The 23,300-nt window shown below is 30.5% G+C and carries 22 protein-coding genes and 2 pseudogenes; 8 read left to right on the top strand and 16 right to left on the bottom strand.

Going from position 1 to position 23,300, the window contains the following annotated elements; translation table 11 throughout:
• Nucleotides 1–303: pseudogene (locus S3O_RS0110055) on the bottom strand (portal protein); the annotation flags it as partial.
• 14 nt (nt 304–317) lie between these two features.
• On the opposite strand from S3O_RS0110055, the pseudogene S3O_RS16855 reads away from it, so the two are divergent.
• Nucleotides 318–458 (top strand): annotated as a pseudogene (locus S3O_RS16855) (IS5/IS1182 family transposase); the annotation flags it as partial.
• A gap of 1,419 nt (nt 459–1,877) precedes the next feature.
• Here S3O_RS16855 and S3O_RS12840 read toward each other — a convergent pair.
• From S3O_RS12840 to S3O_RS0110025, 5 genes are all read right to left on the bottom strand, one after another.
• Complete coding sequence (locus S3O_RS12840; protein ID WP_010598988.1) at nt 1,878–3,851, bottom strand: coiled-coil domain-containing protein; 1,974 nt, start codon at nt 3,849–3,851, stop codon at nt 1,878–1,880.
• Nucleotides 3,848–4,297 carry a hypothetical protein gene (locus S3O_RS0110040; protein WP_010598987.1) on the bottom strand — a complete coding sequence of 150 codons (450 nt, stop codon included), beginning with the start codon at nt 4,295–4,297 and terminating at the stop codon, nt 3,848–3,850. Before S3O_RS0110040 ends, S3O_RS12840 begins: the two co-directional genes overlap by 4 nt.
• 40 nt (nt 4,298–4,337) lie before the next feature.
• Nucleotides 4,338–5,801 carry a hypothetical protein gene (locus tag S3O_RS0110035; protein WP_010598986.1) on the bottom strand — a complete coding sequence of 488 codons (1,464 nt, stop codon included), beginning with the start codon at nt 5,799–5,801 and terminating at the stop codon, nt 4,338–4,340.
• 186 nt (nt 5,802–5,987) lie between these two features.
• Nucleotides 5,988–6,113 carry a hypothetical protein gene (locus S3O_RS19960; RefSeq protein ID WP_268869480.1) on the bottom strand — a complete coding sequence of 42 codons (126 nt, stop codon included), beginning with the start codon at nt 6,111–6,113 and terminating at the stop codon, nt 5,988–5,990.
• 13 nt (nt 6,114–6,126) lie between these two features.
• Nucleotides 6,127–6,546 carry a TrbG/VirB9 family P-type conjugative transfer protein gene (locus tag S3O_RS0110025; protein WP_083827770.1) on the bottom strand — a complete coding sequence of 140 codons (420 nt, stop codon included), beginning with the start codon at nt 6,544–6,546 and terminating at the stop codon, nt 6,127–6,129.
• A gap of 958 nt (nt 6,547–7,504) precedes the next feature.
• Here S3O_RS0110025 and S3O_RS0110020 point away from each other — a divergent pair.
• A complete protein-coding gene (locus S3O_RS0110020; RefSeq protein ID WP_010598984.1) occupies nt 7,505–8,152 on the top strand; it encodes an Rpn family recombination-promoting nuclease/putative transposase in 648 nt (215 codons plus the stop codon).
• A gap of 196 nt (nt 8,153–8,348) precedes the next feature.
• Here S3O_RS0110020 and S3O_RS0110015 read toward each other — a convergent pair whose 3' ends face one another.
• The 6 genes from S3O_RS0110015 to S3O_RS19950 form a co-directional block, all read right to left on the bottom strand.
• Nucleotides 8,349–8,618: a hypothetical protein gene (locus S3O_RS0110015; protein WP_010598983.1), complete on the bottom strand. Its 270-nt coding sequence runs from the start codon at nt 8,616–8,618 to the stop codon at nt 8,349–8,351.
• A complete protein-coding gene (locus tag S3O_RS0110010; protein ID WP_010598982.1) occupies nt 8,615–10,468 on the bottom strand; it encodes a nuclease-related domain-containing protein in 1,854 nt (617 codons plus the stop codon). The genes S3O_RS0110015 and S3O_RS0110010 overlap by 4 nt, the downstream gene beginning before the upstream one ends.
• Nucleotides 10,469–10,591: 123 nt before the next feature.
• Complete coding sequence (locus S3O_RS0110005) at nt 10,592–10,909, bottom strand: hypothetical protein (protein ID WP_010598981.1); 318 nt, start codon at nt 10,907–10,909, stop codon at nt 10,592–10,594.
• Between the two features lie 100 nt (nt 10,910–11,009).
• The gene (locus tag S3O_RS0110000; RefSeq protein WP_010598980.1) at nt 11,010–12,290 is read right to left on the bottom strand and encodes a hypothetical protein; all 1,281 of its coding nucleotides are present in this window, start codon (nt 12,288–12,290) and stop codon (nt 11,010–11,012) included.
• Between the two features lies 1 nt (nt 12,291).
• Nucleotides 12,292–12,774 (bottom strand): ParA family protein, encoded by a 483-nt coding sequence (locus S3O_RS19955; RefSeq protein ID WP_029463781.1) that lies wholly within the window; start codon nt 12,772–12,774, stop codon nt 12,292–12,294.
• Nucleotides 12,771–13,298, bottom strand: a complete 528-nt coding sequence (locus S3O_RS19950; RefSeq protein ID WP_029463780.1) for a ParA family protein — start codon at nt 13,296–13,298, stop codon at nt 12,771–12,773. The genes S3O_RS19955 and S3O_RS19950 overlap by 4 nt, the downstream gene beginning before the upstream one ends.
• Before the next feature lie 680 nt (nt 13,299–13,978).
• On the opposite strand from S3O_RS19950, the gene S3O_RS0109985 reads away from it, so the two are divergent.
• Nucleotides 13,979–15,256 (top strand): portal protein, encoded by a 1,278-nt coding sequence (locus S3O_RS0109985; RefSeq protein WP_010598979.1) that lies wholly within the window; start codon nt 13,979–13,981, stop codon nt 15,254–15,256.
• 81 nt (nt 15,257–15,337) lie between these two features.
• Here S3O_RS0109985 and S3O_RS0109980 read toward each other — a convergent pair whose 3' ends face one another.
• The 4 genes from S3O_RS0109980 to S3O_RS0109965 all read right to left on the bottom strand — a co-directional run bounded on the left by S3O_RS0109980 (nt 15,338) and on the right by S3O_RS0109965 (nt 18,126).
• Nucleotides 15,338–15,802: a terminase small subunit gene (locus S3O_RS0109980; RefSeq protein WP_010598978.1), complete on the bottom strand. Its 465-nt coding sequence runs from the start codon at nt 15,800–15,802 to the stop codon at nt 15,338–15,340.
• A 243-nt stretch (nt 15,803–16,045) separates the two neighbouring features.
• On the bottom strand, nt 16,046–16,243 hold the full coding sequence (locus S3O_RS0109975; RefSeq protein WP_010598977.1) for a hypothetical protein: 198 nt from the start codon (nt 16,241–16,243) through the stop codon (nt 16,046–16,048).
• 490 nt (nt 16,244–16,733) lie between these two features.
• Complete coding sequence (locus S3O_RS0109970; protein ID WP_010598976.1) at nt 16,734–16,970, bottom strand: hypothetical protein; 237 nt, start codon at nt 16,968–16,970, stop codon at nt 16,734–16,736.
• 451 nt (nt 16,971–17,421) lie between these two features.
• The gene (locus S3O_RS0109965; protein ID WP_010598975.1) at nt 17,422–18,126 is read right to left on the bottom strand and encodes a hypothetical protein; all 705 of its coding nucleotides are present in this window, start codon (nt 18,124–18,126) and stop codon (nt 17,422–17,424) included.
• Between the two features lie 721 nt (nt 18,127–18,847).
• Between S3O_RS0109965 and S3O_RS0109960 the strand changes: the two genes are divergently transcribed.
• The 5 genes from S3O_RS0109960 (at nt 18,848) to S3O_RS0109940 (ending at nt 23,220) form a co-directional block, all read left to right on the top strand.
• Complete coding sequence (locus S3O_RS0109960) at nt 18,848–19,885, top strand: ParA family protein (RefSeq protein ID WP_010598974.1); 1,038 nt, start codon at nt 18,848–18,850, stop codon at nt 19,883–19,885.
• 23 nt (nt 19,886–19,908) lie between these two features.
• On the top strand, nt 19,909–21,162 hold the full coding sequence (locus S3O_RS0109955) for a hypothetical protein (protein ID WP_010598973.1): 1,254 nt from the start codon (nt 19,909–19,911) through the stop codon (nt 21,160–21,162).
• Between the two features lie 24 nt (nt 21,163–21,186).
• Nucleotides 21,187–21,792, top strand: coding sequence for a glutathione transferase GstA (gstA, locus tag S3O_RS0109950; RefSeq protein WP_010598972.1), 606 nt, complete (start codon nt 21,187–21,189; stop codon nt 21,790–21,792).
• A gap of 332 nt (nt 21,793–22,124) precedes the next feature.
• The gene (locus tag S3O_RS0109945; RefSeq protein WP_010598971.1) at nt 22,125–22,904 is read left to right on the top strand and encodes a hypothetical protein; all 780 of its coding nucleotides are present in this window, start codon (nt 22,125–22,127) and stop codon (nt 22,902–22,904) included.
• 37 nt (nt 22,905–22,941) lie between these two features.
• Nucleotides 22,942–23,220 (top strand): ParA family protein, encoded by a 279-nt coding sequence (locus tag S3O_RS0109940; RefSeq protein WP_010598970.1) that lies wholly within the window; start codon nt 22,942–22,944, stop codon nt 23,218–23,220.
• Nucleotides 23,221–23,300 lie beyond the last annotated feature (80 nt).

Genomic DNA, 23,300 nt, shown 5'->3' with positions numbered 1-23,300 from the left:
CATTCTGTCGCCATTACGTAAATACTCGCTATCGCCATCAACAAAAATAAGTGGAAGCCCTTTAAATATCGTTTCATGATATTCAATAATTTGCGTCTCAATGAGTCGATAGCGGATTACTTTGATAATAGAGGTTTTTCTTCTGTTAATGACGACAGGTAGTTGCGCAATGGTGCCTAATTCTTCCCATTTTTGAGTAAATTGTTCATACTCATTATCGGTCATGACGCTTCCGTCTGATAACTCTACTATTTTTTCTTTTTTACTAATTTTTTCATAATAATCACAGACTAAGATCACTTCTTCTTTTGACGTATTATAAGACCAGCTATCTTATCGAAAATGTTTTTGTCCGACTTAAATATTTTCGAGCCATTGCTACCCGATACGATAAGTTGAAAAGAAATTATAAATCGATGCTTGCTTTGGCTTGTGGCTATTTGTGGTTACCTCTATGAATTGTCAACACGCCCTAATTATTAATAATAAAGAAATAAATAATAAAGCATTTTTTTATAAGGAAATATTATGAAATTCAGCTATGAACTTGAAATTAATAAGCAATTCCAAAGACGGTTAAAAAATATTAAATACAAGAACTGAAAAAATTAGAACTAGATCAGATTAAATTAAATACAATCGATTTGTATGGTCAGAAATATTCCATGTATATTTCTATCGATAGAGTCCGAATCGCCACAGAAGGCTAAGTGTTTTGTGAAAAAACTATCACTCCTTGACAGTTTTATCGTGCAGAAAGTGAAATTATTTATTTCAATAGTATTCAAGTTATTAAATGCGATTTAACATGCATATAAAGAAGATTTTGCAATTGATTTTTATGAGGATGAAGATAAAAAATTTCCTTTAGTTATTCTATCTATCAACTTTACGGTTGATTACCCTGAACCAATTCACTTAAAAAAGACCTTGCGACCCCAAAAAATAACTTTATTTATATTTATGGGGTTCATGACTATGACCAAGGAGATGTTTTCAAAGCATTAGAAAAGTTAGGAACAGACAAAGCAAAACTAAAAATTTTTTTTAAGAAAAAAATATACATCAGCTTAAAAAAATAATAAAAAATCTAGTGAGCTAACTAGATTATTTAGTAATGATGCAGCCTTGTATTGCATAACTTATCCGCAAGCTGCTCGCAGATTGTTAGAAGAGATTGTTTAGAGCCACTATGGAATAATTAGTTCTTTTTTATTTAATTATAAATATGTAAATATTGAATCAAGTTTAACACATGAAAAATCTATTTATTGTCTAAAAATACTTGAATGAGTAACGTAAAAATATTTTCAACATCACCAAAATATAAAGAAATTGCCTACGTTACTGAAATAGTAGCGATAAATATACCTATAGAAAAAATTGTCTGGGGAGTATCAGTGCAACGATTTTCTGGTGTGTATGTGAACTGTGATGTTTTCGAGGAAAATAGAAAATTTTTAATATACACTAGCTGAAATCGACTGAAGACTCAGCATTCTGTAGATTAGCGTAGAGTGGTGTATCCATACCATTAATCTAGAGCAGTTTATACTTTTCCTTAAATTAGGGCTGATTTAGTGAATAACGCATTTAAAGGCCACTTCAAGACGCCGATATCCAGTTGAGCACATCACTTGGAAGTCATTAAAAAAGAATTGATATTCAACTTGTTCTGACAAATTCATATTTGTTAATAACTAGGCTGCGATGACTCAAACTAAATGCAGTGTTACAGTTACTCACCCAATTTATGTGAATTGAAGATATACTTACTAATTAAAGCTGGGAAAAGAAAAATCTACCCCAACTCAGTAGTTTTTCACTACTGAGTTGGGGATATAGGATATACATTTTATATGATAATTTATACTTTTTCAAATAATCAAACCAGCTATATCTCCTATTAAATCAGTTAACTTGGAACGTAAAATCTCTTCTGGGCTAATTCTTTGTAGTAACTCTTCAATTTTTTTGTTAGTGCAATCGACTTGATTCTTAAAAGTGTCATGTTTTTTTTGTAAAATTTTAAGTTTCATATTAATAATTAAATTATCCTTGTTACAATTTTTATTTACATCTATTTCTTTTTTTTGTAATTCAATAGTATCATTGAGCGCAGAAATCTCTTTTATTAATCGCTCCTGCTCATTTTTAGAGGCTTCTGACTCATTTTTAGAAACTTGCAATTCATTTCTTATAACGACTAGTTTTTTACTTTCCAAATTAAGATCGTTTTGCGTTTTAGATAAATTATCTTCTAAAACTTTAAGCTGCTTATTAAATTGGCTATTGGTTTGACGTTCTAAATCAAGCTGCTCCTGTAAAGTTATTTTATCCTTAGTTAATTCATTAATTTCTCTATTGGAAATTTGTAGTCTTTCTTTGATTTTATCCTTTTCATTCTCATACGCAATAATTTTTTCATTACATTTATCAAGCTTACGATTTAGTTCAATAAATTCTTGACTAGTTTGATCTTTTATATTTTTTAATTCATTAACTAGATCCATTTTTATAGAAATTTCTAATTTTATCGATTCCTCAAGGTTAACTAGTTCATTTTCTAAAGTTTTTTTATCCTTAAGAAACATATTATTTTTTAAAGTAAGTTCGTTAATAGTTTTTGATAAAATATTATTTTTATCAAGTTCAGTTTTAATTTTATCTTCAAGTTGAATAATTATATTATCTAATGAAATTTTTTTATTTTCATATTCAATGATTTTTTGATGTGCAGTATCAAGTTGTTCATCTAAAACCTTAAACTGCTGCAATTTATATTCTAAATCTTTATAATTTTTTATCCATTGCTCTTGCTCGCCCTTCGCTGCTTCCAACTGATTTAGAGAGTTTTCTAATTGATTTTTTATAGAGAAAATGGTTTTAGCTTGCTGATTAAGTTCCCTTTTGGTTTTATTTAGATGTTCTTTTAAAGCTTCAATTTGCTTCTCAAGTTGCGTATTGGTGTGGCGTGAGGAATCTAGATCTTTCTGTAGCGTTATTTTAGCGTTAGTTAGTTCTTCAATTTTTTCATTGGGGACTAAAAGTTTTTCTTTCATTTCTTCTTTTTCTTTCTCGTAAAATATAATTTTATCATTGCATTCCTTAAGTTCCCGATTAAGTTCCTTGACTTCATCACTAGTTTGATCCTTCATTTCTTTTATTTTAGAAATTAGATCATTTTTTTTGGCAATATACGCTGCTATTTTTTCTGTAAGAATTACTATATCTTTTTCTAGGATTTCTTTATACTTAATAAAATTATTATTCTTTTCGTTAAGATCATTAATAGATCTTATAAGATCACTGTTTTTATCTTGCTCATCTTGCAATTTGTTTTCAATTTTGGTGATTTTATTATCCAAATCTATTTTTTGTTTTTCAAATTCATGGTTTTTCTGATTAGCAGTTTCAAGTTGTCCCTCTAAATCTTTAAATTGCTGCAATCTAGATTCTAGGTTTTTTTGATTTGCAATTAATCGCTCCTGCTCATTTTTAGATATCTCCAGCTCATTTCTAGAAATTTGCAATTGATTTTTTATAGAAATTAGATTTTTATTTTGCAGGTTAAGCTCATGTTCGGTTTTATTTAAATCATCTTCTAAAGCCGCAACTCGCTTTTCAAATTGAATATTGGTTTGGCGCGAAGCATCGCGTTCCTCTTCCAATAAATTTTTTGATTTGGTTAATTCCTCAATTTCTTGATTGGAAACTTTGAGTTTTTCTTTAGTTTCTTCTTTTTCATTCTCGTAGACTATAATTTTTTCATTATATTCTTTAAGTTGACGATTAAGCTCAATGGCCTCCTCGCTAGTCTGATCCTTTAAACTTTTTATTCTAGCAATCAAATCATTTTTTTTGTCAATATAATATTGAATTTTTTTTCAAAATTTACTAAATCTTTTTCTAAGCTTTTTCTGTCCTTTATAAATTTATTATTTTTTTCAGTAAGCTCATTAACTAGCTTATTTAACATGAGATTTTTATCAATCTCTCCCTGAATTTTATATTGGATATTATTCAGATCATTTTCAAGCTTTTGCCTTTGCTTTTCATAATCATTGTTTTTTTGATTAGCAATATCAAGTTTTTTCTCCAGTTCATTGATTTGCAGCAACTTAGCTTCTAAATTATTTTGTTTTATTATTAAAAGATTTTTTTCTTTAGAACAATCATATATGTTTCTTTTAAGTCTGCTATTTTCAATTTCAAGATGAGAATTCTTATCATGACATGCTTCTAAATCATCATTAAAGATGTCATCAAATTTTCCTGATTGATCTATGTTTAACATTTTTATATTTCCTTATTAGGTTAAATTAAAATTAATTTTTTTAGTCATTTGTTTTTCTATTAGCGTATAAGAATAGGGAATTAAATTGTGAATAGTTTGAATTCGTTAAAACAAAATAAATACATTTATCTAATACCGATACTACCTGAAAACTATTGTAATTAGCCATACCTTCTTCGTTTACTTTTTGATATATATGCTTATCAATACTTTCAGCATAAACTTTTTTCTCCAAGGTATCATAAATAAGATATTGACTAGACTCATCCCTAAATAGTTCTACAGGAAATAGATAAATCTCTTGGCCAAGGTGGCAATAACGATAGGTGGTAGAATTAATATTTTTTAAATAGTGCTGATTTTCTGGGGTTGGTATCTCGTTATGTATTATCGGCAATCTAGTAGAAATATTCGATTTCAGTATTTTTTTCAGCTCAATTAAAGGTGTATCCTCTTGAATATTTCCGCCAATAAAATATAACTTATCATCTATATATTCAACTATTGGATTATATCGCCCGTGCCTAAGCCATGGAATAAAATTCATTCCATGTTTTTTTTCTTCTATATTTGAAGTACCTGCAGCTAAGAGGCCTCCAATATTATTACCTAAACTTCCACCTATTATACAAGCTGAATCAGCGACTTTAGCTAAAGTTACTGTGTGTGGTACATAATTTTTATTGGAAAACACTTCATGAAAAGAACTTGTAAGATTTCTATCCATAAGGGTGTTTATACAATAAACACCCTTTGAATGAGTTAAGTAAAATTTAACTTCAGAGGCACCTATATTTGAAAAAAAACCGTTACTTGAGTTTAAAATTCCACTTAAAGGGCTATTAAATGAAATAGCTTTCGGCTGCCAATGTTTTCTTTCAAACATTTCATAAATGCTTAAATAAACATACCCAGACATAAAATCTTTATTTTTTAAAATATAAATTAAATATAGCTCATTTTTTCCATAACCGGCAATCAAATTATAGGTTGGTGTAAATTTATGGTTAAACCTGTCGTTCGCTGAAAACCTTTCTATATGCTCGCAAGACCAATCAACTAAATATTTATTTGTTATTTTTTCTTCTTTCATCCAACTTGGCGCTGATAATAACTTTACTGGATACAAAGTCAGTTGTAATTGAATCAATTTTTTTTCTTCATATAATCGCTTAGTATAACTAGCTAATAATATGGGCTCATTAATTTCATTATTATTATAAAATAAACTAATTTTATCTATTGAACCATTTATATCACTTGGAAGTGTAATATTCAGTAAATAGATAACCTGTTTATTTTCGACTTGATTCTGATTAGTAGCTACGGCCTCAATTTTAAAATCTGCATTAGCTGAATTTAAAAATGTATCGATAATATTACTACGAACTACTAATTCTAAATTATTAATCAATTTTTCGCGCTCTAATGCGTTTTCTATAGCGCTTAAGAAATTAAATAAATCAATACTTTGACTTAATTGTAAAGTAATTATTTCTTTCATTGAAAACCTCTAATTATTTCCTTTTTCTATTGAATCATTTTTTAACTAAATTGAAAATAAATTACTATATAATGTAAATTTCAACAAAATTTTATTTTGTCTGATCAGGTAGATGTGCTCATATACTTTTTACGGTTAGATATTAAATTTTATTATCTACTTAAAAGTATCTGCTGTTTTCTATGGCTAAAATAGCAGTGTATGCAGTAGCAGTAATACCCCACCTAAAACAATCAGAAAAACGGGTTTTTTATAAGAAACTTCAGCAATCTCTGGCAGTCCTTCAGGTGGGGAAGCGTTTTGTTTTCTCATGATGTAATCCTCTTTATTTTATAGTTTGCCAATCACCGATCAGTGCATCGTTATAAACACTGGTGACATAGTGTCCATTACGTAAGGTGAATTGTCGTGCCACGGTATTCACGATGACATCGTTTCCTTTCATGTGATAATTAACAAGAGTTTCTTGACAATTTTTATCAACAATAAAAATCGCTGGTAAGCGATTAGCGTTGAAACGAAAATAAGTAAATTGACCGTTACAATCAAAGGCTTCATACGGCGCTAAGCTTTTACTACCCGTAAAACTATATTTCCAATTGATTTGGGTGGGATCGCACACAGTGATGGCATTGCTGTGTCCATTTCTATCGTAGCCCACTGCAGGATACGTAAATTGCAGTTTATAAGTGGGTGATACCCTAACCGATGTGATTCTAACGCTACCATTCTGTTTATTGAACATGGTGTATTACAAAAAAAACACCTCTAATTAAAGAAAATTTTTATGCTCTGTTAAATGCTACTTTTGATATTATTGCTAACATTGGAATAAGGCCAAGTTATTTTACAGAAACAGAACCTAAAGGACCTCATTTCTTTTTTCGTTACCTAAAAACAAAGGATTATAGATCAATTATTAATGGAATTTCTAAAAATATTCTATCTGAGAAAATTTATGATATAGGGCCTTATTTTCCTAACCAAACTATCTATAAATTTTCTATTGAGTAATTTTAAAATACATTTTTTATAAAAAAACAAATGAATTATTTATTAATTAACGTTGCTAAATCTACTTAGGTTTGGCGCAGAGGAATTATATTTTCTTGGCTATCGCTGCTTAAATATAAATTAAGTTAAGTACGGAACTCATACATGATAAAAAACTCGTGTGATCATGGTTGTGCCTATATAAAAATGAGTTTCTCATACTATCGATGCCTATCAAGCCTTAACTCTTGCTATTGTTTCTGGTGAATAATCTAAAAAGTCATCTGATAAGGTAAGGTGAGCTTGGGCAATTGCTTTTTTAATAGACTCTAAAATCAGGAAATGTTAATCAAAATAATCAGTTATTTTAAAGGATAAGTTCATTTTTATGTCAGAACGATCCATAACCTACTCAATCATGGGGAACTCCTAATCAATTGTTGTTATTTTTTTATGGGAGCTTTATATTTTGAGCATATTCATCAAATAACTTTTCACACAAATGATTTTGAAGATCTATTTATGATTCTGAATTTTTAAAAGCCGCCTCAGCCATATTTTTATCGCCTAGTTTTTTATACTTCGTTTTCAATGAGGGTTATTAATTAACCTATTCTTATTAATAGATGTCATATAGATAATTAAAATTAATAATCCTCTAAAACCTTTTTCAGAGTAAGGTATTCGTATAATGGTAAAATCTTTTTTTCATGGCTTTTCGACAACTACAATATAGTATCTCGGCAATGGATCAACATATTCGACAAGGACACAAAAAATTGCCAATTGTTTTGCCGATTTGCTTATATCACGGTATGGAGTCACCTTACCCGCATTCTATTGATGTTTATCAATGCTTCGAGAACCCTGGTCTGGCTAAAAAAATTGTGTTTAAGCCTTTTACCTTAATAGATTTAACCGTTCTGTCTGACGATGAGCTTGCAGAAGGTCCTGCTTTCCTGATGGAGATGCTCCTTAAGCATGCTCGGGCTAAAAACTTTTTAACGGTCCTTAAAGCACGTCGGGTCTTTATCGGAGAGCTACTGAGGCAATTAAACAAAGAATTACGCAGATATATGGTAAAATTTGTAATAAATGAAACCCAGGATGAGACTCAGCCCGAGGCGGTTGATGAACTTGTCCAAATTCTTACCGCAGACTTACCAGAGGACAAAGAGGTTATTATGACATTTGCACAACAACTTGAACAAAAAGGTTTAAAAAAAGGCCTAGAACAAGGCCGTAGGGAAGAAGACTTTGTTATTGCAAAGAAAATGCTCGCTAGAGGGGCTGATCGTGAGTTTATTAAGGACGTTACAGGTTTATCTGATAAAGATTTCCTCAGTCTTGAAGATTAACCATAAGGGAGAGAATTTAATAATTAAACAAGAATTTGACTATCGGTTATTAGAAAAAAATGTTAATAACTAAAATCAGACTTATTGAAAATACTTGCTAATGCGAATAGGGCTAGTATGAGGCCTGATAGCTTTGTTGTAAATGAACAAAATCTAAAGAGGCATTAGAGAGTAGGTTATAAACTTTTTTTATTGGTTAATGATCATCAGTTAATACCAACGAAACAGGATTCATTTCAGTCAATTTGTCCATTTGATTACTTTGCATCCATGGATAACTGCAATCAATTATATGCTTAATTTCATCACTTTCTGGATTGTAACAAAGGCCATACCATGTTTTAAATTTTTTATGGTATTTGATTATTCTGGTATCTTTTTCTAATTCTTTAGGTACGTCTAAATCTCCTTTTTTCTTGAAATGGATTGTTAGCCCTTTTTCTTTTCTTTTTATAGATACATTCAACTTAATACCATCCTCTTTTCTAACGAACTCTTATATGCACTGTCATATTTAATTAAAAATTCTGGTAGTTCATTTTCATCTAACGAAAGAATAAATAACCCTACGTTTAAAGCTGTTTGCTGATTATTCTCATATTTTTCAAGCCTTTCTAAAAATTTACCTAACTTGCTTTTCTTAATTTCTAATAACAAATACTCAGGGTAATCTATGTGATTTATTTTTTTTAATAAAATTTCGTCTAAAAGTGTATAACTTAAAAATTTATATCCTTCGATATAAGATGATTGTAATTTAGTGAATCCATGACAGATAAAATGACTCAGTAATTCAAATTCGTGTCGTATATTAAATTGTTCAAATTGCTCAACTTGTTCAGAACGCCATTTTAAATAGGTTAAAAAATATAAAGGGGTTTCAAAGAATTTAATCATTATATCTAAAGTAAAAATATCCATAACAAAAGGATTTTTTAGATCATCTTCTAATTTCAAAAAATCTCTGACTTGAAAATTTAAATTTGGATAATATTCACTCAACATAACAATGCCATATACTTTAGAATTAATACATGCATTTTTAATATTTAGTTCATTCCCTTTTGAGTCTTTAAAAATATTTTCTTTATCGGCCAGTAATTTTTTTCTTACACAAACTTGATTATATGCAGCTTGAATACCTTGTCCTAAATCTTTATTTAGTTTATCAATATTACCTTTTCTTGATTCACTGGTTAAACCTTTAGACTTAGCTTCAAAAATAATAATATAATTTCCAACTATAGCTAAAACATCCAATTCAGTATTTTTCTTTTTAGGTGTCTTTGAATTTTTAACTGTGACATTAGAAAAGATATTTTTTTTAAATACTTTTTCTAATTTTTCTGTTATAAATTTTTCTAAAAAATTTTTTCGATTTTCACTCCCTTCTTTTTCATAGTAGGAGTTATCTTTTTGAATCATCCATATAAAAGGTGATATGTAAAGAGACTCAGCCAAGTTATAAAACTGTAACAATATGTATTGCTCATCTCCTATAGGAATTAAAGGACAAAAATTTATATAATTAATACTATCTAAAGTATTAAACTGTTTATTTCCAATATACTTAGGTTCTGGTTTTGAAAAAACATCTAAAACCCGATCTATTACTTTTGAGTCAATAGCTATAAATTTTTTTAATTCAGATTTATTAAAGGTAAAGGCAGGTAAGTAGGTAAATTTGTCTATTAATAATATTTTTTCAAATTTTCTATTTTCTTCATCAAAATTTTTAACTTTATCTTTCAGTAAATTTAATATAGCGTTACAAACATCGCTGGCTTCTTCAATGGTAAATCCCTTATATTCACGTAGCCAATCATTATCCATTTTGTATTTTTGCTTAGCGAATTCAATGTATTGAAAATCACAAGCTGACTGATCAGCATAAAAAATTTTTTCACATACCATTTTTGTTTTAAAATTAGGATCATTTTCTTTTTTAATAAAATAATATTTATTGAGACTATAGTACATCTCTTGGATTAATAATTTTGTTTTATCTAAATTTTTTTGAAAGATGTCTGGATGTGGCAATGTTAAATCAACATTCTGTTTAACCATTAACCCAATTAGCGTTGCGATTTCTGTTGGTATAATTGGCAGCTCGAGTCGGTTTTCATGTGGATCAATACTCCCCGTATCCTCACAAGTTTTAGCAAAGTTATACTTAAAGCTTAAGTAAGCAATAACGTGTGCATACCCTCTTGAAACACAAAGCTCCTCTAAATCCTTAAAAATAATTGATTCGTCACGGGCAGATTCAATTGTTCTTTTTACATCATTTGTAATTTCGATTTCATTTTCAGGCATTTATTATCCTTAATTTAATGTAAGTTATTGATTTAAGGTATATTTTATAACTTCCGATAATTGGATTTATCGGAAGTTATATTTTCTTTTTTGAAAAAAATGTTACCCTTCAGCATGTAAGGTTTAGTCATGATCCTTTTTACCTTTCATATCGTTAATTAAATCTATAATTTCATCATCGTATACATTTGGTAAATCTTTTTCCTTGGTATAACCGAGCCTTTTTAAGGCTTCCAACTGATGCTCCTTAGGTAGCTTTGCAATTTTGCTTGCTTCACTTATAGAAACAATATCATGGCTTATAGCCGACCTTAATTCTCTTATCCCATAACTAAAAACATTTTTTAAATCTTTATACTCCTCTAACTTAAAACCTACACAGTTAACGGCAAATTCCTCTTTTTCTAAATTTGTTAATTGGTCCTGCTCGATTTTATCCAAGAATAAATCCTGGATAAAAATTATATTTTATATCTCATGTGGTTAAGAAAAACAACCCATTCAAAAGGAGAGTATATTTCCATGCTTCGTAAAAATAAATTCATAATGAATAATCATTTTTTAATGTTGACCAAATGTTTTCTTTGAAATAAAGGCTAATTTTTACAGATCTTGGAGGTATATTTCCTGCAGGTAATAATTTATTTAACTCTTCTTCACTTTTAGTTTTCTTCCACTCTTCCAAAGCAGTCAAAAAAATTTGTTCTTCAAGTTTTTTTATTCTCTCTTCCTCTGCCCTCTTCTGTTCAATTATCCTTTCCATAGTGAGTTCTTTAGGTGATTTATAGTCTTTTTCGTGCCACGCTTCCCCTTTTCTTAAAACACCCATTAACACATTCAATGGATCTTTGTAGTTACTGAATTTAGGGTTATTTTTTAATCCAAAAGCAAAATGGTTTATTGATTCTTGAACAATTTCTGGCGATGTAATGTTTATGACGTAAAGTTGTTTGAGTTGCGTTAAGGAAAATCCATGTTCTTGTAACGGTTCAATATTGATGGCTTTCCATTCCTCAGGTAACTGCCCTGCTCTATTAGTAGTAGTATTTATATTATTACTACTACTACTATTATATAAATAATTATTGAACCCTAGATGGACTTTATTATTAATTAAAGATGTAAGTTCATTTGAACTATAGTTGGACAATAATTTATGCTCAGAATAATATAAGTTTAAAAAATTTAAAGCTTCAGATTTTATTAAGTCACTAACATGAAAATTTAATGTTCCATTTGACCCAGTCTTACCTTGCCTGCGTTTTATTAATCCTTTTTTTACGAGTCTTTTTATTGCCGTTTCTCGCCCGTTTCTAGTAGTTGAAAGTGCTTGGTTCAATTCATCTCCTAGTAAATCCCCTGTAGAGAGTGATCCTTTAATTGAACATAGATTAATTATCAAAAAGAAAAGCTTTTTTTCGTTACCGCCTAATTTCCTTATAAGTCTTGATATTGTCTCTCCGCTTGTTTCAAACTCTATTTGAACCCTATTGATATATATTTTTTCATTTAAATTTAAACCCTTATTAGACGCTAATTGCGCCTTATTTGAACCTTCATTGAGCTCTTTATGAACGCTGATTGAACCCTTATTAGACGCTAATTGCGCCTTATTTGAACCTTCATTGAACTCTTTATGACCACTAAGTGAACTATTACCAGATTTTAAATTATTTGCTGGTTCTATTTGCTCTTGAACAAAATTTTGTTCTTCAGTATTTTTTGGTAATTTTAATTTCTCGAATAAATTACCGTCCCAGCTACGATATGCTTTTTTTTTAAAAGTTTTATTTTTTACTTCAAAGCTATCTATCCGTGGCATTTTAAGCTCCTTCTGAGACGTGATGCATAGTCATGGAAGATTTTTTTTCTGCATCTAGTGTATTTTCAATTTTAGTAAGTTCAATAAATTCTCGTGAAAGTAAATCTATATCTTCTTTAGCAGAAGATGCTCTTATTGAGTCAAATATACTTTTCCCTTTTGATACAGAATTAGGCAATTCTTGATTGGTTCTGATAAACGTTTTAAAAAGTCTTTTTTGATACTCACTATCGTTAAATAAAGCTGTTAATACTTTATGTGATAAAGAGGTTCTGCCATCAAATTTATTTAGTACAATTTTTACATTAAGATTAACTTCAAATTTTTCTGCTACATTTCTTTCTAATTCTTGCAAAGTAACATTTAGCCCCGATAAAGAAAACCTTTCAGGGTCAACAGGAACTATTATGTAATCTGCTGATAATGAGGCGGCAGTTACTGCTTGGCCTAGAGAAGGGGGACAATCAATAAAAAATAAAATCATATTTCTTTTTTTAAAGAATTCACTCTTTTTTTTATTTCTCTATCTACAGGGAGACTATTTACAGCAAATAAATTATCTAGAACTGCATTTTCAATTCTACTTGGAAGAATGTCTAGCCCATCTATGACAGGTACCATGCAGTTTTCGATTGGTAGTTTTTCACTTATTAGGTCGATTAATATAGGTTTATTTTCTGCATCAACGCTACAAGCTTGTGTAAAATTTCCTTGTTGATCAAGGTCAATAACTGCAACTTTTGCGCCATAGAGCGTCAATCTGACCGCTGTAGCGAAAGATAAGTGAGTTTTGCCTACCCCACCCTTTAAGTTCTGCCAGCTAAAGCAAGTAGGTATAAATTTAAGCTTAAATATTTGTTTAGCTGTGTTGTGTTTAAAAAAAACTTTGTTCTGGCTTTTCGTATATTCTAAATTTTTAGATTTAAGCTGTTTGTGAATAGCAGGTAAAGAAAACTTTAGAAATTCGCTAGCTTCTGATGCTAGCATTTTGGGGTTCATATCACTCATGGATATACCTCAATGGCTGTACTGATTTCAGTAAATGTTAATAATAGATTTTACAAGTTTATATTATTCTAAAAAAAAACAAGTTTCCTTAACCAGTTTTCATTATATAGTTAAGTTTTAATTATTCCTGCTTCTATTAATTGAACTCTATTAGAGCTATAAATATGAACTTTATTTGAATTTTATATTAGAACTCTATTTGAACCTTTAATTAATGTTTATTGGGCCCTATTTGAACCTTAATAAATTATTGAGGAAATTTATTATTTTATTCCTATTCTTATATTTCATATATTATTTTATTACAATTAAGTAATAAAATAATATAGATTGAGCTCTAATGAACTCTAATATAGGCTTTCTAAATAAGTATCTTTTAATATTATTTTGAACTATTGTTTGAACTATATATAATTTATAATTAAACCTTAATTGAACTTTAGTTAGAACCTCAATGAAATTTAATTAGCACTCTAATTAATTTCAATTGAATTGACAATTTTTTAACCTAAATGCTACAGTTAGGAAACTAGGTTTTAGTTGGTCGAAACTTTTAAATGAAAGTAACGGTCGATTCCTAAAAGCATTTAATCTGTAGTATCTAGTTCATCAGATAATCTAAGCGATACATAAGAAGTCTAATAATCTTCGCTTTAAGGAATATAATAAGCGAGGTATTAGTGACCGAAGTTTGTTATTTGCCTTCTTTTTTGCATTTTGCAAGGCCTCAGCTTATAACGACGCAAATTATTGAATATCATGAAACGATATTTAAAGGGCTTCCACTTATTTTTGTTGATGGCGATAGCGAGTATTTACGTAATGGCGAAGGAATGCCTGTTGAACAATTTACGAAGCCTTATGGTTGGCATGTCATCGGTATACAAAAGCTTAAGAACTTTGCCGCACAAACTTGGGCCAATGAATTAGAAAACATGATTATGCAAAAGTGGGTTGTAGCGAAAGAAGCGATTCCCTCTAGTTATCAAGATGCTTACGATAACCCGCAGCGTGCCGCTGCGATCGTGTTTAATGCCTTTAAAAATGATGATCCTTCTATTCCTTTACCGCCGCCACGTGAAGCCCAACGTGTTCCGATGCCACCTGAAATATCCGGTGCGTTTAGTATTGCCGATCAAACGGCGCAAGCGATATTAGGAAGCTACGATGCTTCACTGGGGATTAATAACAACAATCAATTAAGCGGCGTGGCCATTGTTGAGGGTGCCACACAATCTAATTCGACAGCGATGCCTTATATCGTAGGACATCTACAAGCCTTAACCCAAGCGGCCAATCAATGTAGCATATTAAGTATCATCCCTACGGTGTATAGCACACAAAAGAATATTGCTATCTTAAACCCTGAAAAAGAAATCCAGTCCATTCCTATCAATCAGTCTCATGGCGTTAATATCGATTTTGATACCGAGTTAATGAAAATAGAAGTCAAAGCCGGGGTGAACTTCTCGATTCAGAAAAGTCGCGCATTAGACCAACTATTAGGGTTAAATCAATCTCTCCCTGCCTTTGCCCAATTTATGAGCGTAAAAGGTCTTCCCGTTATATTAGACAACCTTGAAATTCGTGGCATAGATCAATTAAAACAAGATGCGCAAGCATTTATGCAGCAACTGGAACAACAGCAACAGATGCAAATGCAGCAAGCTCAAGCCACGCAAAATCAGCCTAACCCCATCATGGAAGAATTAAAGCTTGAAAATAAACGCATTGAACAAAGAGAAAAAGAATTACAAATAGAGAGTGAAGTAAAAATGGCTAAATTAGCGCTTGAGAAACAAGCCATTGAAAATAAACATCTTAAAGCTCTCTTAGATGTACAAGAAAAGAAGAATCAGGCTAATTTAAATTTAGAAAAAGCTAAAATAGAGGGTATGCTTAAAGCCGCTGATTTAGAAATAAAAATTAGGGCTCATCATGGAATATCAATACAGTAATAGGTGTATCAAAGAAAGTAAAAAAAATCTCAAGTAAAAATACGGCATTTATTTTTTTCATGATAGCTTTTTACTTTCTAACTAATATTCTCGAGTGTATTTGATAGCCAATTCACGTGCCCTTGCTTCTTGGATATCATCGATATCCAGATTGAGATTAAATTTCTTCTCAGGGGCATAATGACCTTTGATTTTATTGATTTCAGTCAACGCACGTAAAGCATCTTTAACAGCTTTTGCCTTAATCGTCCCATCGTCAGCAACTCCAGCACAAACTACACGTACCAGCTTTTCCATTACCCAATCTATGGTCGCTGTAGCAGAATAAGTAGAATGTTCTTGGATAGACGTTAAATACGCTTGGCCTTCTGGTTTCTTCAAAAGACGAGTTGCTTTCGCCGATGTGTTTTTAACCGAAAATCCAGCTTCAATCGCGGCCTGCTTCGGATCCATTTTACCCGTCTCTTTCATTTGCCTGATCAGATGATTATAGAAAGAGAATTGGCGTTGAGTCAGTCCATTAGGTAATTTCGTTGCATTGGCCATTATTGACCATTAAACAGGTTGTATGGGTGGGCGCCCTCTTCTTTTAACAGGCTTATCATATATAGGAGCTGCCATAATAGAACGCGGGTTCATTTTGCTGTCATCCTCAGAGGACTGCAAAATATGACCTAATCCATGGCAGCTTGGACACTCTTTTTGAATAAACCCGAGCGGCGCTATTTTCTTTTTGCCCTGACACTGAACACATCGTAAAAAAGCCAACACATCACCTATTAAAAATAATTACTTTCTTTTGGTGTATTTTCTTTTTTTGCGTACACCGTCTTCAGTCGCGCGGGATTGATGATGATCTTTCAATTTCATCACTTCACCACCTGCATGAATACCAAGATGTTTTTTGGTCTCATGGATCATTTTTTCTAAATACTTATGGTGTTTTTCTAACGTACGGCGGTGTATAGGAGCCAGTTCATAGTGCATATCTATTCCTTATTATGAAAAAAATTAAGAATTTTTTAAAAAACGATTCGCTTTCGATTTTATTTTCTGGGCTGAAGAAAGAGATAACTTACCCTTTTTCACCATTTGAGTTGCACGCGCTTTTGCATTAATCGCATGTTCTTTATCAGTAATAGGGTATTTTTTTTAGAGGGTAAGCCAAAAACACTCTTTTTAAGTTTTTTTCGCTTTGAGGAAGCTAAAACTGTCATCCGTGATATACATCCTTGTGTTAACGGGATATATATAACATATCAAAAATGATGTTTCAATATCTTTTTGTTTAATATTTATTTTATAAATAAGAAACTCAATCACATTTCTCAATACTTCAATACCATAACCTAATTTACTCTTACGCCATCAATTTAAGATTTATCACTACAAGAAATATGAATCATTTAGATATCAAGGATAATAAGCACCGTAAGAGATGGATTAATTATCGTTTGAAATACGTCTTCTAAATTGATTATTTTTGATACTTTCTTAAATGCAGATGAATACGCCCTCTTACCTTAGCTTTCCAAATCATTTGAATAAACCGTATTTCTTTATTATCAAAACCTCTACATTTTAAGTAGTACCGCTGTATTTTTGAAATAAATTTAGCGTTGATCAAAGATAATAAACCATGGAGCAACCCAAGGGTCTGTTTTCGATAAAATCCAGTAAGCATTTTTTGGATTGTTGGTTTTTTGGTATCCATACCCTCCCCTTCTAGAGGAAAATTGGTTAATGCCAGCTTACTGTAAGCTAATTGAACTGTAAATTATTTATCAACAGATTGCGTGGGTAAGCATGTGGATAAGATGGGTAAAAGTACTACAAATGATTTCTTGAAGCTTACGCATTCTTTCTGTTCAATAATTATACAATATAAGGTAATACCGTCTTCAGAAAGATGTCGAAACTGCTTACTACTATGAAATGGTATTAAGAGTAACCATAAAAAATTCTTAGCTGTATATACTCTATACAATTAATGATTAAAGAACTTTGAGCAAAATGACGACTTATTGTGTCTAAAACAGTTCAAATGTGAAAAACAAATACAAAATACAGTAGGTTAAAACCGAGTAATTGATTATAAAATGATCGATTTTATTTTACAGGTAATACATTACCTTCATAATCAAATGAATAAAAAAATAAAAGAACTAAGGACCCAATGTTTGAATAGAACGTCTTAGAATGGATTTAATATCACAAAGATGTTGAATAGCTATCTTAGCCTTGCTGTGATGCTTTCTTTCCGTAGAAGAAACCGTTGACCCACTGAAGAATGGTATTTTAGACCAAATAGAAGATTTTTGTGATTTTTCTTTATGAGTTTCTTGCCTTACCCTCTCCTCTTGCTTTTTCATCGCAGTAGATTGATTTCTTTCAAGGCACTCTTTATCAATTCCTAATAAAGCAAAGAAAGATGTAGTTAACCTTCTAATAGCTGTTTTGGCTTTAAACGCTTTTTTGTACTCAGAATGAGATTTATCAAAATAGCCAGGCAATATCTTTGTCCATACTTTTTCTACAAAAAGGAAGCCTGCTCTTTTAAGTACCTTAATCGCACCAAAAATATAATAATCAGATAATTTAGTAATCTTTTTGATCAGCTTAAGATCAAATCGTTGGAAGACATTTTTTGCCCTAGTCCACATACCATACTGCAATGTGGCTAAATCTGTGTAATGTAAAAAGGCTTGAACGACTGAAATAATATTCCGTAATTGCTTTTCACTGACCTTCCCTATTTTCGTTAAAAAGAATTTTGAAGTGGCCAAATGAGAGCAACTTTGGATAGCTTCTGTTAGAAGCTGAGGCCTTGCATAATGCCATGCAGGAGGCAAATAACAAACTTCAGTCACCAATACCCTGCTTATTATATTCCTTAAAGCGAAGATTATTAGACTTCTTATGTATCGCTTAGATTATCTGATGAACTAGATACTATAGGTGAAGTGTTTCTCTAAATTAAAACATTTAGAAAGCTACCTCTACTCTAACATGTAGATTAAAAAATAGTCAACTTTTACTGGTTAAAAACCCATCGATTTTATTACTTCATTTATTTTAAATAAAAGATAACAATATAGATAACAATAAAGGTAACGATATAGATAACATATTTATCTTATAAATTATGAATTATAGATAACATAATAGGTAACAATATAGATAACGATAAAGGTAACAAATTAAATATCTAAAATAAAGAGTAAAGGTAACGATATAGGTAACACTTTAAATTATAACTCTATAATACATTTAATATAATGGTTTTAAAAGGTAACGATATAGGTAACAAAATATTAACGGGTATAAGTATAGGTGACGATATAGATAACGTTATAGATAACAATAAAGGTAACTAATTATTAATATAAAATTAAAAATAAGATAACGATATGAGTAACAATATAGGTAACGATATAGATAACAAAATAAAAATGGGTTACTAAGTGTTGAAGATAAATATAATAGTTTTCGTTTAGCTAAACGAATATCAAGATTCGAATATAGTTTACAGTTTTCATTTCTTGTAAAAATATACTAAAATCTTAAACTAAAGCCGTTAGGAGATTTAGTATGTCTTTATCCGAATCTGAAAAAGATGCTTTGTTGGTTTCAATGCAGCCAAAAATGTCGATTGCACATGCGGCTTCTTTTCTTAATGTATCTTCTCAATATGTACATAAGCTATTAAAAGAAAAAAATATTATTTGCCCTAAGTTTGGGAATAAGTGCTATTTGACGTTTACACAAGCAAAGCAACTTTTTAATATTTCTTTCAAACGTAAGATCATAGTAGGTCATATCATAAAAGGTGGGGTAGGGAAGACAACAACTGTTCATAATGTGGCTAGTTGTGCTAACACGTATGGAGCTAAAATTCTTAAAATTGATATGGATCCACAAGGGAACTTAACCACAGCATGCGGCGTTGACCCAGAAAATCTTCCTGTAGTCATTGATATTATTAAAGGTGAAGCAACGCTAGAAGAGACAATTATTCCTCTGTTTGAAGGAATAGATCTTATCCCTGGAAGGATAGAAAATGGGATATTGGACAATATTATAGTGACTGAAACCTTACCCTTACATACATTTTATGCTGATTTGCTTGAACCTATCGTTGATAATTATGATTATATCTTTATCGATTGTCCACCTACAATGGGGCAAGCAGTTACCGCAGCCAGTTTATATGCGGATATAATCTTATCCCCACTAAATCCAGAAAAGTTTAGTAGTGTAAATGGATTAAGAATGCTAAGAAATGAAGTCGAAGCATTAAATAAAAAGTTTAAAACCAATATCTCCTATAAAGTTTTCTTAAATAAATATAGTAATAAAACTCTTTTATCGGATAAAGCAATTGTCTCTTTATTAGCCGATCCTGAATTGGAAGGTCGAATTCTTCAGACTGCTGTTCAATTTTCTCAAGAAATACCAAATATTACAGATAATAACCATAATTTATTCAGTTCTTTAAAAAAATTATCTCCTCGCGAGGATTTTGACAGATTAACAAGAGAATTATTAGAAATTGTACCTTCTCCTCAACGAAAAGTTGCTGAAGAAGTACATAATCTTGAAATGAATGCTGCTGCCACGGCTAATTAGGTAACAAAGAGGAGAGTACGGTAATGCCTCAGCTGTCCGATCTTATAAACAGAAGAGCTGGTAAAAAATTTGTCAAGAAGGAGTATAGGTCTTATAACCTTAATGGCACCAATGATGAGGCTAAACTTACTAAAGTTATTGTAGATAACTTAAAATCAGAAAAAAATTCTGATTTTACTCTTAAAGTTTCACAATCTTATACCAAATGTAATAAAGAAGACATTAAAATTAAAGATAACGATAAAGATAACGATAAAGATAACATAAAGGTAACAAATTTAACTAAAGGTAACGATAAAGATAACATAAAGGTAACAAATGTACGGTATAAAGATAACAATATAGATAACGATAAAGGTAACGATAAAGGTAACGATAAAGGTAACGATAAAGGTAACAAAGATAGCATTATCTTGCTAACTGATAGCATTAGAAAACTAATAGGATTACAACAAAAAATATTTTTTTACATTATTGATTTGTGTTCATCCCGTGGAGAGATGCAAACTAATCCCATATTAACAAGTGATCTAGCAAAGGCAGCAAATTGTTCAAATGGTAGTGTAAAAACATCTTTAATCCGTTTAATTAAAAAAAATTTATTATTAAGAAAAAAAGGGAAAAACGCGAGAGGAGGGCATATTATTTTAGGTATTACAGAAAACATTCAAACAGCCGCTTTACATGCACAAAGGTTTAATTATATAGGTAACAATATAGGTAACAATATAGGTAACAACGAATTTACTAGTAGTAGTAATAATAATATAAATACTACTACTAGAGTAGAACAGTTATTACCTGAGGAGTGGAAAGCGATCAATATTGAACCGTTACAAGAACATGGATTTTCCTTAACGCAACTTAAACAACTTTACGTCATAAACATTACATCGCCAGAAATTGTTCAGGAATCAATAAACCATTTTGCTTTTGGATTAAAAAATAACCCTAAATTCAGTAACTACAAAGATCCACTTAATGTGTTAATGGGTGTTTTAAGAAAAGGGGAAGCGTGGCATGAAAAAGACTATAAATCACCTAAAGAGATTGCTATGGAAAGGATAATTGAACAGAAGAGGGCAGAGCAAGAGAGAATAAAAAAACTTGAAGAACAAATTTTTTTGACTGCTTTGGAAGAATGGAAGAAAACTAAAAGTGAAGAAGAGTTAAATAAATTATTACCTGCAGGAAATATACCTCCAAGATCTGTAAAAATTAGCCTTTATTTCAAAGAAAAAATTTGGTCAACAGTTAAAAAAGATTATTTATTATGATATTAAATAGGAGAAAATTTTAAAATGAAACTATTTTATGCTCCAGGAGCTTGCTCATTATCCCCGCATATAGTGTTACGTGAAATAGGTCTAGATTTTACATTAGAAAAAATAGATTTAGTTAAAAAGAAGACAGAATTAGGTACAGATTATCTGAAAATAAATCCTAAAGGTCAGGTGCCAGCATTATTATTGGATAATGGAAGCTTGCTGACTGAAGGAGTTGCAATCGTACAGTATTTAGCGGATCAGTTGCCAAGTTCAGGCTTGTTTCCACCGATTGGAAGTCTGTTACGCTACCATACTATTGAGTGGTTAAATTATATTTCAACCGAATTGCATAAAGGGTTTAGTCCACTTTTTAAGTCCAATACACCAGAAGATTACAAAGTAATAGTGCGCGATAATTTAGGAAAAAATTTTATTTATTTAGACGGGGTTTTGAAAGGTAAACAATATCTACAAGGAGACAATTTTTGTATAGCTGATGCTCATCTTTTTGCAATACTGAGATTGGCTATTGTTCTTAAGTTTGATTTGGAAAAGTATAAAAATATTAGTGATTATTTTAATCGAGTATTGGAACGTCAGTCCGTAAAGGATGCATTATCTGAAGAAGGAATCAATTAATTAAAATTTTAAATATTTTAAAATATAGCGAAAAATTATTTCCATCCTAATAGCTTATCTTTAGATGAAAACAAATAAATAGCGTCCTTAATGGTTAAAAAATTAAAGGAACTTTATGGATATTCAGAAAATGGCGATAAGGCAGTGATCCATTAAATATAGCACTTAAATTCCGATAAGAGAAATTTATCGGAATTTATATTTTCTTTTTTGACGCGGATTCAGATCCTAAGTGCAACGCTTAAAACAGGCAATTTTAACTGTAAAACTACCCGCCTTACCCCATTAATATGTTATCATTATATTAGTCAATTGAATTTAAAAAAATAACTATGTCTAATTATAATCAATTAACAGAAGAACAGAAAAAAACCTTAATGAGCTTGATAAAATTAACTTTAAGTTTAGTCGGTGATATGCATTTTAGAACTACAATGGAGGCTGACTCTATAAGAATTCGTCCACGCATATCTAATCCTCCAAATGCTTCTATACAAAACAAATTTCAAAAGTATTTTTTGAAATTAAGTGAAATAAATTTAATAGCTTTTGAAAAAGCTCCAATCCCTGTTTTTATTAGTCAATTTCCATTGGTTCGAGTTACTTCAGTAGAAAGTATTAAAATTAATTATTTAAATATAGATTTATTGAATCGCTTATTGCCTGATGTTGGGCGTGTTGATGGTTTAACTATTCCTCCGATAATTCAATTGTGTTGGGATCGATTTAATTCAGAGATGCATAATCATATTAAAAGTTGTTTAAAAGAAAATCTAGAAGAGAAATATAATAATTTATTAACTACGCAAATTTTAGGCAATACATTTCGATCGCCTATTGGCCTGACTGCCCCTACTATCCCGGTTAGGCTTCCCAATGAATTACTTCCTGATAATAAATCTAATGAAATATATGATTTAGTTGAAATTTTAAATATTAGAGAACGCAATCCATCTGATCCAAGCCAACGTTGCAATCCCATAACCCGTAAATATTTTAGTTTAAATGAAATTATTCCTGCCCCAGAAGTTTTGGAAGAATTAAAAAAACGAATAGCAACTACTCAAGAGCTAAGTAATCCTTCGCTTAAACCTAACTATTGTAGCAGTTGATAAAAATGCAGAAGCAGAAGAATCCATCTTATCTGTGATGCCTGGATTAGACTTAGTGCCAAGCCGTTTAAATAATGTCGTATTAGATGGTTATTTAATGGTACATAGGAAAAGTTTAGATTTTTTATTTAATAATATATCTAAACATATCTTTAAAAGATACAATATGATCATTTTTGATTGTCCGCCAAACTTACATCTTGCAACTTGCTCGGCAATATTAAGTTCTGACTTAGTAATTACGCCATTAAATCCAGATATTTACTCTTACGATGGGTTAAAGGTTATGGATAAAGAACTTCATAATATATCCTAATAATTTAATACACAAATAAATTGGAAGATTTTACTTAACAAATTTGACTCTAGAACAGTTTTATCTAGTAGTTATCTAAG

It is taken from the genome of Rickettsiella massiliensis 20B, assembly GCF_000257395.1.
In the GTDB taxonomy this organism is placed as follows: domain Bacteria; phylum Pseudomonadota; class Gammaproteobacteria; order Diplorickettsiales; family Diplorickettsiaceae; genus Diplorickettsia; species Diplorickettsia massiliensis.
This window is presented reverse-complemented; position numbering and strand designations above follow the sequence as displayed.